Source organism: Verrucomicrobiota bacterium, from assembly GCA_021413925.1.
Taxonomy (GTDB): Bacteria; Verrucomicrobiota; Verrucomicrobiia; order Chthoniobacterales; family UBA6821; genus UBA6821.
Window position 1 is genome coordinate 245,634 of record JAIOPL010000013.1, and the last position, 14,870, is coordinate 260,503.

General features: G+C 54.0%; 15 protein-coding genes. 1 reads left to right on the plus strand and 14 read right to left on the minus strand.

Going from position 1 to position 14,870, the window contains the following annotated elements; genetic code table 11:
- Window positions 1–61: 61 nt before the first annotated feature.
- From K8R57_07035 to K8R57_07100, 14 genes are all read right to left on the minus strand, one after another.
- Window positions 62–1,021: a hypothetical protein gene (locus K8R57_07035; protein MCE9588052.1), complete on the minus strand. Its 960-nt coding sequence runs from the start codon at window positions 1,019–1,021 to the stop codon at window positions 62–64.
- Window positions 1,018–5,007: a hypothetical protein gene (locus tag K8R57_07040; protein MCE9588053.1), complete on the minus strand. Its 3,990-nt coding sequence runs from the start codon at window positions 5,005–5,007 to the stop codon at window positions 1,018–1,020. The genes K8R57_07035 and K8R57_07040 overlap by 4 nt, the downstream gene beginning before the upstream one ends.
- Window positions 5,008–5,116: 109 nt before the next feature.
- Entirely contained in the window at window positions 5,117–6,064 is a 948-nt protein-coding gene (locus K8R57_07045) for a CsgG/HfaB family protein (GenBank protein ID MCE9588054.1), read from the minus strand.
- Entirely contained in the window at window positions 6,061–6,855 is a 795-nt protein-coding gene (locus K8R57_07050; protein ID MCE9588055.1) for a hypothetical protein, read from the minus strand. Before K8R57_07050 ends, K8R57_07045 begins: the two co-directional genes overlap by 4 nt.
- Before the next feature lie 41 nt (window positions 6,856–6,896).
- Window positions 6,897–7,484, minus strand: a complete 588-nt coding sequence (locus K8R57_07055) for a hypothetical protein (protein MCE9588056.1) — start codon at window positions 7,482–7,484, stop codon at window positions 6,897–6,899.
- Window positions 7,481–8,020, minus strand: a complete 540-nt coding sequence (locus K8R57_07060; protein MCE9588057.1) for an RNA polymerase sigma factor — start codon at window positions 8,018–8,020, stop codon at window positions 7,481–7,483. The genes K8R57_07055 and K8R57_07060 overlap by 4 nt, the downstream gene beginning before the upstream one ends.
- A gap of 67 nt (window positions 8,021–8,087) precedes the next feature.
- A complete protein-coding gene (gene tsaD / locus K8R57_07065) occupies window positions 8,088–9,122 on the minus strand; it encodes a tRNA (adenosine(37)-N6)-threonylcarbamoyltransferase complex transferase subunit TsaD (protein MCE9588058.1) in 1,035 nt (344 codons plus the stop codon).
- On the minus strand, window positions 9,119–9,805 hold the full coding sequence (locus tag K8R57_07070; protein ID MCE9588059.1) for a biotin--[acetyl-CoA-carboxylase] ligase: 687 nt from the start codon (window positions 9,803–9,805) through the stop codon (window positions 9,119–9,121). Before K8R57_07070 ends, tsaD begins: the two co-directional genes overlap by 4 nt.
- A complete protein-coding gene (nadC, locus tag K8R57_07075) occupies window positions 9,795–10,682 on the minus strand; it encodes a carboxylating nicotinate-nucleotide diphosphorylase (GenBank protein MCE9588060.1) in 888 nt (295 codons plus the stop codon). Before nadC ends, K8R57_07070 begins: the two co-directional genes overlap by 11 nt.
- Window positions 10,683–10,706: 24 nt before the next feature.
- Window positions 10,707–11,822 carry a ribonuclease D gene (locus tag K8R57_07080; GenBank protein ID MCE9588061.1) on the minus strand — a complete coding sequence of 372 codons (1,116 nt, stop codon included), beginning with the start codon at window positions 11,820–11,822 and terminating at the stop codon, window positions 10,707–10,709.
- Window positions 11,819–12,427 (minus strand): NADH-quinone oxidoreductase subunit C, encoded by a 609-nt coding sequence (locus K8R57_07085; GenBank protein ID MCE9588062.1) that lies wholly within the window; start codon window positions 12,425–12,427, stop codon window positions 11,819–11,821. The genes K8R57_07080 and K8R57_07085 overlap by 4 nt, the downstream gene beginning before the upstream one ends.
- Window positions 12,424–12,930: an NADH-quinone oxidoreductase subunit NuoB gene (nuoB, locus tag K8R57_07090; GenBank protein MCE9588063.1), complete on the minus strand. Its 507-nt coding sequence runs from the start codon at window positions 12,928–12,930 to the stop codon at window positions 12,424–12,426. Before nuoB ends, K8R57_07085 begins: the two co-directional genes overlap by 4 nt.
- A gap of 349 nt (window positions 12,931–13,279) precedes the next feature.
- The gene (locus K8R57_07095; GenBank protein ID MCE9588064.1) at window positions 13,280–13,885 is read right to left on the minus strand and encodes a Fic family protein; all 606 of its coding nucleotides are present in this window, start codon (window positions 13,883–13,885) and stop codon (window positions 13,280–13,282) included.
- Complete coding sequence (locus K8R57_07100) at window positions 13,885–14,118, minus strand: antitoxin VbhA family protein (protein MCE9588065.1); 234 nt, start codon at window positions 14,116–14,118, stop codon at window positions 13,885–13,887. Before K8R57_07100 ends, K8R57_07095 begins: the two co-directional genes overlap by 1 nt.
- A 337-nt stretch (window positions 14,119–14,455) precedes the next feature.
- Here K8R57_07100 and K8R57_07105 point away from each other — a divergent pair, with 337 nt between their 5' ends.
- The gene (locus K8R57_07105; protein ID MCE9588066.1) at window positions 14,456–14,749 is read left to right on the plus strand and encodes a hypothetical protein; all 294 of its coding nucleotides are present in this window, start codon (window positions 14,456–14,458) and stop codon (window positions 14,747–14,749) included.
- The last annotated feature ends 121 nt before the right edge of the window (window positions 14,750–14,870 follow it).

Sequence of the window (14,870 nt, forward strand, 5' to 3'; positions counted from 1 at the left end):
GATGGTGTGCTTTTGTGTGTGAGTGATTAGAAATCGCTCGTGGAGGTCTTCGCGAATGAGCTCAAAGAGATTCCCGATCGGTGTTGGTCGAAGACGATTGACCGGTGACGCTGAATTTGCTGCTTTCCGTGTTGGTAGTAGCGACTCCCTGTGAAATGGATTTCCAGAGTTCAGCCGAATGCATCCCAGGAAGCCATGCGCGTATTGATGGCCCAGTGTCTGCCGAAGTGGCTTTCATGATTTCGTGCGACTGGAGATCACCGAGCCAACCTCCTGCAGTGATGGGAATTAATGTCCCTGATGAATCGACAGCAACCGTCAAAGCATCCTCCAGAAAGACAATGCCTATTTCTTTGCTCCGGCCAACAGCATGATCCACACCCGGTTCGATGAGAAGTCCCCATAACGCTCCCCTGCGACGGTTTTCCGCGTAGAGACTGGTGATATTGCCAATACGAAGGTCCGTATCCTTTTCGCCGGCCATCCAGAGTGCCGGAATGGATCGCACGGCCGGGGTTGCGCTGCCGTTGTAATATCCCCCTTTGTTGGCAATGAAGGCAAAAGTACGCTCCGGTTTCCAGCACGCAAAGTTGTAGTTCCATTGACCTCCCGCGGAGTGCCCCCAGAAACCAAGTGGAGCAGAGTTGAGCTCGGGATGTCCGCTCGTTCGAGAAAGTTCTGCAAGGCCTTTAAGAAACAGTTCGCCCGACCAGTGGTTCACCTCGTAGTAAATTCCATTTTGATTTCCTCTGTTTAAGAGGGCAATCAAGGCGCATCCCGTTCGCTGAGCCAGAGATTGCCATTCCTTGTCGAGGGCTAGTCCACGTCCGTCGCCATTGAGTCCGGGGACCAGTACAAAGAGAGCTCTCGTGTGCAACTGGCCATCGGGTATGTAGCACCGGAGCGACATTTGGTGATCTCCAATATGTGGGGCTTCCCATTCAAAGACGGCGGCCCTTGCGTCAGTGTGAGTAAGTAGAATACAGAACACGGCAATGCCGACGATTGAACTCTTCTTCATGGCCTTCGCTTGGTGAGGTTTGCTTTTCGGACAAAGAATTCCTGAATGATTGTTTCCATTTCCTGAGTCGGAGTATGTCCCGTATCTGGCAATACTTTCCACTCCACATGGACTCCAGCCTCCCGTGCCTCGGCTGCATATCTCTCTGTAATCATCCGGCGGTTATAAATACCAAATCTTGCATCATCACGATCTCCGCAGGTGATGATCATTGGAAGGGAAAGCAATTCGGAGAACGGCTTCAGAGCGGGACATCCGTCTAAAATGGCGCCAAGACTACCAACGCTGTTTAATGAGGCGGCAAGACATCGTTCCGGATATAACCTCACAAACCGTGAAACAAAAATTCCTCCTCCTCCGTATCCATGAATCATGAAATGGTCGGTCTTTACGGGGTAGTGCTCACCAACCCAGTCCACCGCCTTGAGCAGCGTCTTGCCTGACCAGGATTCAGCGATTTCGTATTCACCCACACCGGATCTTTCATTTCCAAAGTCAAATTCAGGAATTAGAAGGCAGATGCCGTACTCGTCTGCAAATCTGGCCCATGCATTGGAATCCAAGATGTATTCAGATCCACCATGATTAAGGGAGGGGTTTAGAACGAGCAGGGGCATCTTCCCGTTGGCCAATGAAGAGACTTCGTGCGGAATCCTCAGGAAGAAGGTTGCCTTATCACCATTCTTTCCTGCGACGGGAATCTGGAAAACTCTCATACGCTCTGGAAGATCCTTGCTGGATTCAAGTAGGCGGATATCCCTCACAAACCTCATCCCTACGGTATTCAGGAATCCATCGTATTCGAAACGTAAACCCGAACCTGCCGGCCAGATATGGAGGATGTATCTCATGGGGGGAGATTCCGCTGTGGCGCAAGCCGCGCATTCCAATGACAGATTGAGTGCCTCGCTAAGGCGACCCTCCTTTTCCAGGCAGTGAGCCAGGTAAAGTTTCGCGTTCTCTCGGATTTCTCGGGCTTCACGAGACTTCAGTAGAATGCTATCCGGAATCGATGCTACCAGACGGAACCATGGCTCTGCCTCCTGGTAGGACCTGCCATAAAAAAGAATGCTCCCGTAGTTGAAAAGAAACGCGGCCTCACGCTCCGCTAGCATGGGAGCCAGAGTAAGGTCGTCGGGATGATAGAGTTCGTTCATTTTGCCAAGGTGGCGAAGCGCGAACTCGCTATACTTCATAGGGTTCAGCCCATGTCGGTCGGACATGAAGGTCCACCATCTGGGATATTGTGTCGGAGAGTCGGCAAAGCTTTCAGAAGCCGATAAGATCTCCTCTTGGGAGAAGTATTCAAAAGGACGATTGAAGGCTTGGGAGTTTGACCACGCATCATAAATCTCAGGCGAGACTCGGCGTGGCATCCCCGGCCAATAATCGTCTGTGTACTGGATAGGATTTTCACCGATCCGTTGGGCTGATTCAACAATGTCGTGATAAATTGATTTTTGGATATTGAAGAATTCTTCGTCGCTAATCGAGGAGCTGTAAGCGTAATAGCTGAGACGTTTGACAAAAAGATCTGCATTATGAGCAATATACATCAACTCATGTCCGTCCGATGCCCGGGCAATCCATAACGGAAGATTTCTGGAACAATAGTCGATCATCCTCCGGTAGGTACTGCGATCCGCTTTAGCATCGATAGGTCCCTCACTTGGAAGGCCATAAGCCCACTCGACCTCATGCATTGCATTGACGCAGAAACTCAGAAGAACGAACGAATCAGGAGATTGATCAAGCCATGTCGGCGATACTCTCATGCTGTGACTTCCTCTTCCTAGGATATGGATGGCAGCCACAGCTTCCTGTTTCCAGTGGTCTTTCGTCACAGGAATCTTACTCCATTCATCACATAGCCAGTCATCCATCCAGTGGAGAGCAATCTTGCCATCCCCTTGAGTCACATTGGGCCTGACGGCACGTGGGAAAGGCTTTCCTGGCAAATTATGAATATCCTGACTGTCATCGGCTACGATGCGCGCAAGAGTCTCCAGATGAAGAGAACAATCAAGCAGCAGTTTGGATTCTTCAAATGCTCCCTGCACATTTGCCTGACGAAGAGCCTCAACCGTCTGAGCGCATGCCTTAACACGCTCCTTAGGCTCCATGGCATCCATGCTCTCGATCAGAAGCATGTATCTGGCAAAGGCACCAGGGGCGTCATCCGGATGGGACCCGACGAATTGTTTCAAGGCCTCTATAGGATCCTGCTTCTCGCCTGAGTGGAGAAGGCCAGAGGGATCGTACTTCATGAATGATGCAATTTTATCAAGTTCGAGCCAGGCCCTGAAGGGATCCGAATCCGGAAGGGAAGTTCTCAGGGTTTCCTTAAGCGCATAGTTTAGAAACCCTTTTTTATCGTCATTACTGTGATGAAAGTAGTTTTTCCAATCTGCTTTGGTAATCTTTGAAATATTGAGTGATTTTGTTGAGAGAAGATGCAAAAGATTAAGATCAGATACCTCATCCTTTGGAGTAGGGTGCGAGGGTGCAGATAGCTCCTTGGAGGAGACCTTGTTCTTTAGTGGCAACTCCCTTTCTTGCGTCTTTCGCTCCGTAGCGCTGATGAGTTTTTGAAGGGAAGCCTGAGACTCTTTCTTCATCGCAAGACTGCTTACAGCAGTTGCTTTAATGGATCCGCTCAAAGTGTCAAAAAGAGTCCATTCGAACTTTCCTTGATCGTCGGTTTTTGGGGAGGCCATCAGTGACCAGCGCGTAAGAAATCCAGGGGCTGTCAGCCATGCCTTATCCGATCCTCCCACGATGGAATCATATTCGTTGCGATAAGACGCCAACTCGTCAGGAAGAACGATTTTACCTGGAGCAATTCGGACGAGCTCATCGACAGCCTTCACCTCTAGCAATCGCTGATCCCCTTCTCCCTGTATTCCCAGAAAAGTGATTCCATCCGATGGAATGTTCCTGCTTGGAACAGAGACCCCGTGCCCAACCAGGCACTCATGGGCATAGCGTCTCACGGAATCTGCGAAAATGGGCAGATTCATAGCCTCATAGCACCGGGCTTCCCAATCGATGGCTTCAACGAACTTATCATCCCATCGTTCGGCGCTCCAGAAAGCCAAGAGAGCGGCTTGATGATTTCCGTCCCTGAAATATTTTATTCCCTGGTAAAGTGGCACTAAGGCCTCGATCTGGACTCTAGGTTCGAGAACACTCACAGGGCTAGGTTTCAGATTTTTGGATCGTTCATTAAGCAACCGGAGTGTCTCCTTCAACGCTTGTTGAATCGGAATGTCCTCCGATGCCACCAACCTTCCCTTCCGTGCATCGAGTAACTGAAGATGTGAGTTGTTACCGATAATCTGAGCTCTCACAAGATAGTCAGCGCCAGCCAGAGACCCTTTCGTTTCGCATGACAAACCCGCCTTTCCTAGTTCATGTTCCGCGGCTACATGCTCGATTACGGATCTGTCAAGCACCTCAAATCCTGCGGTCGCAAGTCCTTCTCTTATCTCGGCCGGTAATTTGTAGTTGATTCCGTCTTGTCCGGTGAAGTCTTCAACAGCGACTTTAACAGTCTCACGCGAGTCTCTCTGTTTTCCTTCTGCTTGTTTGAGAAGTCCTGAAGTAAACTGTGAAAGCTCCTTCGAGGTTGTGTCACCCTCAGAAAGAATCCTACCGTTTTTACAGTCGATGACCTCAACGATAACTGATTGTCCATCACGGCGTAAGGCCACGATGAGATCAACGCCTGCCAATTTTCCGATCCGTGCGCGGGTAGTTGGTGCGGCAAAGGCGGCATCGATGGCCTTCTCTCCCAGCAGCAGCTCAAGATGACGTCTTTCGAGCAACTCGACTCCTTTGTCAGAGGAGAGTCCAGCCACGCAGAGATCTTCAAGATCGCGGTCTTGGCCGGTTGCGAAGACGGTGATCCTTTCGGGTTTCGCCTGAACCGATACAAGCCCCGCTAAAAGAAAAAGCAGAGTCAGGATTCTGGAGAAGATCGTCATCCCCCTTGATTCCTTTCATGTATGGTGGCTGCACATGCCGTAATCAATAAATCCATCCGGACGCTAAAACGCGTTGACAGGGAGAGTGTCATTGTCGAATCCGTAGGGATTACGGATTGACGATTTTTGGCACCAACCGCTCTAAAAGTATCCAGGCTGCATCCTGAAGGGCGATTTTCCCGGCTGTGGCCTCGGCGATGTCGACCGCTACGGCATTCTCGCTATCAGAATCGAGAAGCTTTCCATCAGATTTTTTCACGGCCTTGATTTCTGCACGCGCCCTCGCGGAGATGAGTTGTCCGCGGCGAGCCCCAGTCTCGCTGAACGCTTCGCCCGAAATGACAACTTCTGGGATCTTTTGAGAGTAAGAAGGGTCGATGACTTCAAAGCCCAGTTCCTGGAGAACTTTCCTAAACTCGGTCTGCACGGCAGGGTCGATGGCAGCATGTCGCAGATCGACTTCAGAAATGCTGACCTGAACCGAAGGGAGTTTCTTTCCTCCGACAACCTTTCTGAGCTGAGCAAGTCGCTCAGCAGGACTTATGAAAACAGGGCAAAAAGCATCGCGACGATCATTCATCAGCTTGCCGACTTTAGCCGCCAACTCTCCGGTCGATTTCTCCCAAGACCCTTCTCTGGAAACGGTAACTGTCTCTCCGAAGACTCGTGATGTGTCTGTACTGATGATCTTGGCCACAATGATGACTGAGTCACCGCTAGGGATAATCCTGCCGGTAACCAATGCCTTAGCGCCAAGTAATTTGCCCGTTTTGGCCGCGGAAGCGGGATCGTTCAATCCTGAAAGGCCCATCGTTTGCTCACTGAGTATCTTGTCAATCTCAGCCCTTTCGATGGTCCAGACATTCCCGGTGGTGGATAGTTGAGCGCCGAGAAGAGTCGCCGCCTCAACGCCTCGACCCTGGAGTTTCTCATCGGAACTTTCAAAGTTGAGAACGGCAACGGTGAGAGGTGCGGGTGCATTGGTGACTTCAGCCCGTAGGGAGGAGATGAGGAGGGCAAGAAGCCCGAGGAGGATCAGGTGTGCGTTTATTTTCATAGGATTGAGGGTGTTTTCTGAATGATGTCGTAAAGAAGTTTCTGCGCCTTTGCGTCCTCGGCCCAGCAGTTGGGTGATGCCTGATGGATCACCATCTCGATGCTGCGATCACGTGATGTAACAGTAATGTTCTCTGGTGAGTCAGGGTCGTCATGAAAAACCATGAGTGAAGAACCGGGTGCCAAAGATAGGGAGGGAATGGGCAGATCTTTGGGAAGATCCCCCACGGTCACGCTGCCACCTGAGAGCTTTGCGGGGAAATCCTTCCCCAGATCCTCAAAGGGCACCTGTTTGAGACGGAGGAGTTCTCGAAGGCCCTGCATTTCACCGAAGAGGGAAAGGGTGAGTGAGTGACCGGCTGTCGCTTCGTCGGCAAAGCGCTTGGCAAGCTGAGTGAGTAAAGTGTTCGGACAGACCATCAGAGGAATGGAGGCCACGGCATCACGCAGTCCGGCATTCTTTCCATCGATCCTGATGATTAGCACCATCCGCACGGCCTTTTCCACCTTGGGAAGTTCCAAAGAGAAGATGCCCTCGCGTAGCGCTGGAAAATCCTCGTTCGCTACACTGCGAAAAGGGAGTCCCTTTACGATGAGTTCCCCGAGTTTTCCTCCAGAGAGGTAGAGGTCGGCAACCATGGGAGTCTGCTGATCTTTCAGAAGAAATGAAGCAGGCAATTCCCTGGTGCCTCCTCCGAAAAGCCAATGCGCCTCCTCCGCAGCGCGGCCTGGAGTCTTTCCTGCGCTTAGGAGGAGCACGTCATTGGTCGTCCCCTTCATGGTGGCAACCATTGTTAGAAAGGAGAAAAAAAAGGGAATGAAACTATGCCACCTCATGAGCGTGCTCCTTCGACTGTTTTGGCTGTAATGGTGAATCCATTGAATCCGGAATTGTTCCTGCCTTTGAGAAGGCGGTTGTCTGTGACAATCATCACGGAGCCATCACTGCTTACAAGAGGCGTCAACTCCATGGGGTGACCATCAAGCTTCAGCCGCACGGGCTGTCCGCTGTGAGTGAGTACCTCGACCACGTGGGAGCGTTTCCGGAGAGTCATCAGTATGCACTGATCCTGAGGAAGCAATTCGGGAGCATCTGCAAGCGTGAGGTCAAGGGAGTTGCCATCTTTGATGGCGGCCAGAAGACGCCCTGAAAACATCGTTTCGATCTCGGAAAACATACCCGAACTGCCTGAGCGAGTGTCGCTTCTGGGGATCATGACGAGTGCAGCGAGGACGAGCGTAGCGATACTTGCCAACGGAAGAACCCACCAAGGAATTCGCCCCAGCTGTTTTTCAGCAATCGGGGCATTTCTAAATGCTACTAAAGCACGGTGGCGAGCCTTATCCCGAATACTCTCCGAGACGGGTTTGATCAGCAGCGATTGCAGGATCTCCTGGGGTTTTGGTTCGTTGATATTCATGCTTTCACTAATTTGCGGAGCCTGCGCTTAGCGAGATGGATACGCCAGGAAACTGTGGATTCAGCGCATCCCAGCCGATGCGCCGCCTCGGCATGAGTGCAGTCCTCGAGGAAGACCAAGGCGACGGCCTCCCGCTGCTCTGGAGGAAGTGACTGCATAAGATCAAATGCGCGCTCGCTGACAGCATCCCCGTTCCTCCCATCTTGAGCGGTCTCCAGATGCCGGGCTGCAAGTTCGAGTTTTGCCTCATGGGCACGTTTGGCTCGGAGTGCATCTCGGGCCGTGTTTGCACAGATCCGGTACAGCCATGCCTGGAAAGTCGTACTTTCCTGCAACCCTCTGATCCCCCTTGCTGCTTTGATGAAACTGTCCTGAGTGACATCATCGGCGGCGCCGTCATCGAGCAAGATCCTGAAGGCGAATGCCCTGAGCCGGTGGTAGTAGCGGTCAAAGAGACGACCGAAGGCATGCTCGTCGCCCGATGCAGCTTGCGCAGCCAAATCGGCGTCCGGGAGGTTATCGTCATCGTTCGACATGTGTGCATGTTTAACTATAAGACGTGTGTCGCCTTGCAAATCCTTGGAGATTTTCGATTTTTTTAAATTACAACGCTCTCCCCACCTGCCACTGGGGTGATATCTCCACATTGACGGAGCTTTGCTCGCCTGCGAGAAGATGGTGCAGGGCGGCGAAGGCGATCATGGCGGCATTATCCGTGGCAAGCTCCGGAGCGGGGAGGTGCAATCTCCATCCCCTGGAACTGCAGAGATCCTGAAGTCCCCGCCGCAGGGCGCTGTTGGCTGCGACGCCGCCGGAGACAGCGACTTCATGGAGCCCGGTGAGCTCCATCGCTCGTGTGGTTTTTTCCAAGAGCACTCCCACGATGGCCTTCCGAATGGAGGCGCAGAGATCGGCCAGGTCTCCCGGTTCCTTGGTAAGTGAGGGATGCTTTTCCAGAAAATAACGAACCGAGGTCTTGAGCCCGCTGAAGCTGAAATCGAGATTCCCTTTTTCCATCAGCGCCTTGGGAAATTCATGGCGATCGGGATTCCCGAGTTCCGCCAGACGATCAATCTCGATACCTCCGGGATAGGGAAGTCCGAGTAGTTTTGCCGTTTTGTCAAAGGCCTCACCTGCCGCATCATCCAATGTCCTGCCCAGTACGGTGTAGTCACCGGCAGATTTGACACGGGTCAGTTGCGTGTGGCCGCCGCTCACCAGCAGTGCGAGATGATCCGGGATCTCCCCGGCTCCAAGAAAGGGAGAGAGCAGGTGTCCTTCCAGATGATTGAGAGCAAGGTAGGGAATGCCAAGGCTCAGAGCGAAACCCTTCGCGTAACAGGCTCCGACAAGCAATGCGGGAGCAAGGCCCGGTCCCGAAGTGGCCACGATGGCCCCCAGTTCCGTTGCTTGAACACCGGCCTCATCCAGCGCACGTCGGACCAGGGGATCGACCGCCAGAAGATGATTGCGAGAGGCCACCTCAGGCACAACACCGCCGAAGCGCGCATGCTCCTCGGCTTGCGAAGCGATAAGGCTGGAGAGGATGATGCCGGGTGCCCTCAAGACTGCGACGGCTGTCTCATCGCATGAGGACTCGATCGCAAGGATGGGCGACTGCGGGTCAAAGGACTTCATGGGGTGGTGTCATGGACCAGCATTTCATTCCAGGTAGAAAGCAGCAATCCGGGATCGGTTGATATCAGGCGTTCCTGTTCCCTGAGATGACGGAGCAGGATGGCGGCCAGCTTATTCCGATCCATCGGCTCCCCCTTGTCCTTTCCATTACCATTACCATTAGCCATCGCCAGCGAGCAGGCACGATCCTGGAGTTCTTCGGGGAAGTCCTCACGGGAATGATTCACATTCAGTCCAATCCCGACTACGGCGAAGGGATCTCTGCCAATGCGGGTTTCCACCAAGATGCCTGCTACCTTTTGTCCATTGATCAGGACATCGTTGGGAGACTTGATGGAGCATCCGGAAATGCCAAGACCCCGGATCGTCTCCACAAGGGCGACTGCCGCGAAGGCCGATAGTAAGGGAATCGTGGCATCATCGATCGGAAGGCGCAGCAGCAAAGAAAACCAGAGTCCCAGCCCCGGAGCCGAGGACCAGGGACGGCGGAACTGTCCGCGTCCTGCCGTCTGACGTTCGGCAAAGAGAAGTGTGCCCGCTGGAGCTTTCTCCTCTCCCATCCGGAGCAGATCATCGTTGCTGGAGGTCGTTTCCGACAGGACCTGAACCGGAATACTCCAAGGGGATGCAGTTGTCAGCGCTACCTCATCCAGCGGGATGAAGGAGAAGGATTCAGCCGGCATGCCCGAGCTCCAACGAGAGGTCAGCATTCGGAGCCGAATGGGTGAGAGCTCCCACGGAGATCCGATCCACTCCCGTATCGGCAATCGCCCTTAGCGTCTCCAAAGTGATGCCGCCGCTGGCCTCGAGAAGCACGCCGGGGGAGAGGTTATTTCGCAGGGCTACGGCCTTTCGCATCATGCCTGTGTCCATGTTATCGAGCAGGATCACATCGATCCCCTTCATGGTAAGTAGGCTCTCCGTTTGCTCCAATGTGTCGGCCTCGATCTCGATCGGAAGGCCGGGATGCTCGCCGCGAAGTTTGGAGATTACTCCGGGCAGCGCTTCCAGAGAGCCGAGTGCAGCCAGATGGTTGTCCTTTACCAGCACGGCATCGTACAGGCCAATCCTGTGATTGGTGCAACCGCCGGCCTTAACGGCCTGCTTCTCGAGTAGACGCCAGCCGGGCGTCGTCTTCCGGGTGTCGAGAAGGATCACCTTACTTTCTTTCACCACATCGGCATAGCATCTGGAAAGCGTCGCCACACCGCAGAGTCGCCCCAGGAAATTCAAGGCCGTCCGTTCTCCTGACAGGATCGAGCGGGTGGAGCCCTTCAACTCCATCAGAGAGTCTCCTTTGGCCAACCGGTCCCCCTCGGCGCAGCAAAGAGTCACTTCAAGTTGAGAATCGATTTGTCGGAAGACGTCCGCCGCAGTCGAGAGCCCTGAGGCGACGCACGCCTCGCGCGCGACGATCCGGGCGAGCGAGACAGACTCTGCAGGAATAAAAGCCTGCGAGGTGATGTCGCCGCGCTCTCCCAGATCCTCTGTCAGTGCGAGGCTGATCAGATGAAGATTGAGATCGCCGCGAAGGCCGGATTCAGAATACCCGGAGATCATTGGAGTTTGGCTTTTGACTTTCGTCTACAGGAGATTTGGTTGGACTGGCTCCGGAGCCTTTTCATGTGCGGCTGGCAGCTTGAGCAGAGCGCGCTGCCACGGCAGGAGAATGGCCGCCGAGGGATCCGCCGCCACGGCTTCAAGGGCTGCCTTCGGAGCGATGATGGAGGGATCGAGATCAACATCGCGCGCCACCTTGTCGCGAAAATCACGCAGATGATTAAACCGGTCGACCTGTTCCTTCGAGACGCGGGTGCGAACACCGCGGATCACCTTGGGCCACTCGGATTCGGGCAGAGCCAGCGCTGACTCGAGGGTCTCCTCCATCCGATCGGCGCGAGGCTGCGGGATGCGGGGACGTGAAAATCCTGATCCCCTGGAAGCATCGTCGGCGAGTCGGAGCAGACTGTCATTGGAGAGAACATGAAAGGCAGGCCGGTCCCACTGCCTAGCCTCGGAATCTCGCCAGTGCCAGAGCGCCCTCAGGATCGCCCATCCGCGCTGGGAGAGAGCTGCGTATCCAGTAATGCGCCAGAGATTCTCCTCGTCGCGTAGGCGGGTTTCGCGGGTTCCCTTCACCATCCGATCACGCGACTGCTCATACCATTCGGTGCGATTGAGCTCCTTGAGGCGGTCCGCGAGTATGCTGGCCAGTTGTGAAAGAAAGCGGACGTCGTTCAGGGCATACTCTGCCATCTGGTCGGAGAGAGGGCGCTGTGCCCAGTTCGCCTTACGCGAGGCCTTCGAGAGGGTGATTCCAAAATACTTTTCCACGAGTCCAGCAAGGCCCAGCTGAGGTTCACCGCAAATCCTGGCCGCGATCATGGTATCGAAGATATTTTTATCGGGGAAGTCCCCGGACCGGCGAAGCAGTCGCAGGTCGTAGTCGGCATCGTGAAAAATCACCGTCTTCCCCTCGAGGGCCTTGAAAAATTCCTCCAGCGGTAGACCGGCCAGAGGGTCGATGAGTTTCAGATCTTCGGCCCATCCGCTTTGGGGCTCCTGACCCCAGCCGCTCTGGATCAGGCAGAGCTTCTCAAAATAGCAATGAAGGCTGTCGGCCTCGGTATCGAGAGCGACCTCCTGCTGCCCGGAAAGGCCCGAGAGGTAATCCCGGAAGGCGGATTCCCCTGCGATCAAGGCTCCGCGATGAAGGTGGCCGCCGTCGGAATCTCTCCGGCGTGGCGGGCACGGGGCTCGCGCACCTCGGTGTTGCCCTCGGTTGGAATAGTGACGAAGGGACCTCCGGCAAGCGGGGCCACCTCCGTGAAGGCGACATCAGGGACATCGGTGGGAATGCCCTCAAGTGGGAACTCCTTGCGGAGTGGATGGTAGGGATAACCCTCCCACATGAGAATACGTCGGAGATCCGGATGATTGCGGAATTTGATCCCCATCATGTCCCAGACCTCGCGCTCGTGCCAGTTGGCGGTCGGCCAGATGTCTGTCACGGAGTCGATCTCCGGCTCATCCTCCGAGAGACTGCTCTTTAGGCGTAGGTGGGTCTTCTTGGCGATGGAGTAGAGCCCATAAACCACCTGAAAGCGGGGATGGCTTCCTGCATGATCGACGCTGCAGATATCAAGCAGCATGTCGAATCCGAGCGTGTCTCGGCAGAAGAGGGCAACCTCATGGATTCGGGTTGCATGAACGGAAAGGGTCGTCTCGCCACGGAATTCCTTCCGATCAAAGATGTCGGGGGAGAAAGTCTCCTCGATCCTGGTTGCTTCTGAGGCCGCGCTCATCGTAGGGACTGGAGGAGGGCCCTCTTCTGATCGAGCACGGAATGCTCACTCATCAGCTTGTTCTGAAGCTTCATCAGGCCGTCTAGCAAGGCCTCGGGGCGCGGTGGGCAACCCGAGATGTAGACGTCCACGGGAATGATCTGGTCGACACCCTGGAGGGTCGCGTAGCTACGGTACATGCCGCCGGATGAGGCGCAGGCACCCATCGCGATCACCCACTTGGGTTCGGGCATCTGCTCGTAGATACGCTTTACGGAGAGGGCCATCTTGTAAGTGACGGTGCCGGCAACGATCATCACGTCGGACTGGCGGGGCGAGAAGCGCATGACCTCGGCGCCGAAGCGTGAGATGTCGAAGCGTGCGGAAGAGGCGGCCATGAGTTCGATTGCGCAGCAGGCGAGGCCCATTGGCATAGGCCAGAGAGAGTTTTTGCGCATCCAGTTGATGGCGGCATCCAGCTTGGTGATGATGACGTTCCCTTCGATCTTGGAATCGAACGCCATGGGCGTCGAAACCGGCGTTGCATGGGGATGCATGGTGGGTAGAGTTCCCGTGGACATAGGAGAGGAGCCTATAAGAGAGGGAAGCCAGAACAAGTGAAAAGGATCATGCGGCCCTTGAAGTCAAGGCAAGTTGCTTTTCAAGAGCAGTTTACACCAGATAAGGGGTTCTTTAGGGAGTCGGGGAGGCAGGGAAGAGGAACAATAATGAATCTGGAATTGCTTGGTTGGCCGTTGATTGCCTCACCGCCACCTGACGGCCTAGAGCATTTTTGATTTATTCTGATGCTCTGAAAAAGTGTGAGGAAGAGAGAATGAATCAGGAACTCAGGAAGAAGAGAGCGTGAAAGTATCAGATCGGCTTAAAACCAAGAATCATTTCAAAAATCTTCCTCATCACCTCGGAGGAACCCGAGAAGCTTTCCTTGGCGGCGGCATTCCATGCACCGCGCTCCACCTTTGAAAAATCAAGGGTGTACCCGGCCTCCCCGGCAAGTTGTTCCAGAAATGTCTGCAGGGTTCGTCCGTTTCCCTCGCGAAAGGGGTGGATTGCATTGAGGTCGGCGAAGTGATGGGCCAAGCGCTCCACGAACTCCGCGGCGGACAAACCCCTCAGATGATTTTCTGCGGCAAGTGCTCGGAAAGCTTTCTCGGCAGATGAGACGACATGCTCCGGCTGGGCGAACAGATTTCCGCCTCTCGAGAGAGCCCCTTCCCTCAATTTCCCCGCCCACTCATACACGTCCTGGAAGAGATGCCTGTGAATCGACTGCAGATGCTTCAGGTCAAACTTTCCCCTCGCTGGGCGCTCCCTCAGTTGATCGATCCTGAATCGCGTCGCGCTCAACTCCATCACCGCCAAGTCATCGCCGTCGGTGATCCCCCACTTGTTTCTCAGGACACTGCTTCCGGGCCACGCATAGGGATCCGGAAGACCCTCCGGACCATAAGCCGCCATCACGCGCCAACGAGCCCGTGGGACCTCGACTTCTTGGCCAGAATCCGGGCTTCCCGATTGATTCGGGCGATGGCTTGGGATCGCGTGATGCGACCCGAGATGAACTGCGAGTCGAGCTCACGGTCGAGCTTCGTGGGCTTGTAACCTTCCAATGCCACGATCGCATTGGAACGGCCGATCGAGGCTTTCCTCTTTGCAGCGATTTTACCCGCTGTTTTTGCAATCGCGATCATTGGTGGATTCTAAGCCGTATGAGAGGAAACAGCAAGGCAGCTCCTCGTTCCCTCACCGGGGTTATAACCAATCCCCCACTCCCCGATGAACTTCTTCAGAACTCTTGCGATGGTTGGGTTGGTGGGAGTTGATGGGATCTAGGAGATAGGGATCCAACTCGGTGAGGAAAGCGGACTGGAGCCTCCCGCAGACATCCACGCCTCTGACCTAACAGCCCTCAACCTAAACCGCTAACAGCATCTTCCTCCCACCACACTTCCCTCTTGCAAGCGGTCGTGCAACAGCCTAATTGGAGTCAAGGTCATCGTCGGTTTTCCCCAATACCAGAACAACCCAATGAATTTCAAAACTCTTGCGATGGTTGGATTGGTGGGTGTTGGGATAGTCTATGCAGAAGGTGAATCGCAATTAAGAACTCAACTTTCTGATAAACTCAACAAAGCGATCGCATCAAAAGATAAGGCTGCATTTGAAGAATGTATGGATTTTGATAAATCAAATCCAAGTACAGTAAAAAATATTCATAAATTAGAAGATCAGATATTTGCTTGGGATAAAGCTTATATTGATATTGTAGATCCAGTTTTCTTCGATCAGCTTAAACCTCAAATATCACTAGTGTCCGGTTGAGAGGGTGATTGGTTTTTGTTGATACTTCAAGATGAGTGATTTGCGATCCAAAATGGATGTGAGGGATTTGAACTTGGAGAGTCGTTTGGTGACGATCTGTGGCAATGAACACCGGCCGCTA

What these genes read in the sequence shown, in the direction of transcription:
- tsaD (MCE9588058.1), bottom strand. Translation starts at nt 9,122, where the DNA reads ATGAAGTCCTTTGACCCGCAGTCGCCCATCCTTGCGATCGAGTCCTCA.
- K8R57_07050 (MCE9588055.1), bottom strand. Translation starts at nt 6,855, where the DNA reads ATGGTTGCCACCATGAAGGGGACGACCAATGACGTGCTCCTCCTAAGC.
- K8R57_07085 (MCE9588062.1), bottom strand. Translation starts at nt 12,427, where the DNA reads ATGAGCGCGGCCTCAGAAGCAACCAGGATCGAGGAGACTTTCTCCCCC.
- K8R57_07045 (MCE9588054.1), bottom strand. Translation starts at nt 6,064, where the DNA reads ATGAAAATAAACGCACACCTGATCCTCCTCGGGCTTCTTGCCCTCCTC.
- K8R57_07100 (MCE9588065.1), bottom strand. Translation starts at nt 14,118, where the DNA reads ATGATCGCGATTGCAAAAACAGCGGGTAAAATCGCTGCAAAGAGGAAA.
- K8R57_07095 (MCE9588064.1), bottom strand. Translation starts at nt 13,885, where the DNA reads ATGGCGGCTTATGGTCCGGAGGGTCTTCCGGATCCCTATGCGTGGCCC.
- K8R57_07055 (MCE9588056.1), bottom strand. Translation starts at nt 7,484, where the DNA reads ATGAATATCAACGAACCAAAACCCCAGGAGATCCTGCAATCGCTGCTG.
- K8R57_07040 (MCE9588053.1), bottom strand. Translation starts at nt 5,007, where the DNA reads ATGACGATCTTCTCCAGAATCCTGACTCTGCTTTTTCTTTTAGCGGGG.
- K8R57_07070 (MCE9588059.1), bottom strand. Translation starts at nt 9,805, where the DNA reads ATGCCGGCTGAATCCTTCTCCTTCATCCCGCTGGATGAGGTAGCGCTG.
- K8R57_07105 (MCE9588066.1), top strand. Translation starts at nt 14,456, where the DNA reads ATGAATTTCAAAACTCTTGCGATGGTTGGATTGGTGGGTGTTGGGATA.
- K8R57_07060 (MCE9588057.1), bottom strand. Translation starts at nt 8,020, where the DNA reads ATGTCGAACGATGACGATAACCTCCCGGACGCCGATTTGGCTGCGCAA.
- nadC (MCE9588060.1), bottom strand. Translation starts at nt 10,682, where the DNA reads ATGATCTCCGGGTATTCTGAATCCGGCCTTCGCGGCGATCTCAATCTT.
- nuoB (MCE9588063.1), bottom strand. Translation starts at nt 12,930, where the DNA reads ATGGCGTTCGATTCCAAGATCGAAGGGAACGTCATCATCACCAAGCTG.
- K8R57_07035 (MCE9588052.1), bottom strand. Translation starts at nt 1,021, where the DNA reads ATGAAGAAGAGTTCAATCGTCGGCATTGCCGTGTTCTGTATTCTACTT.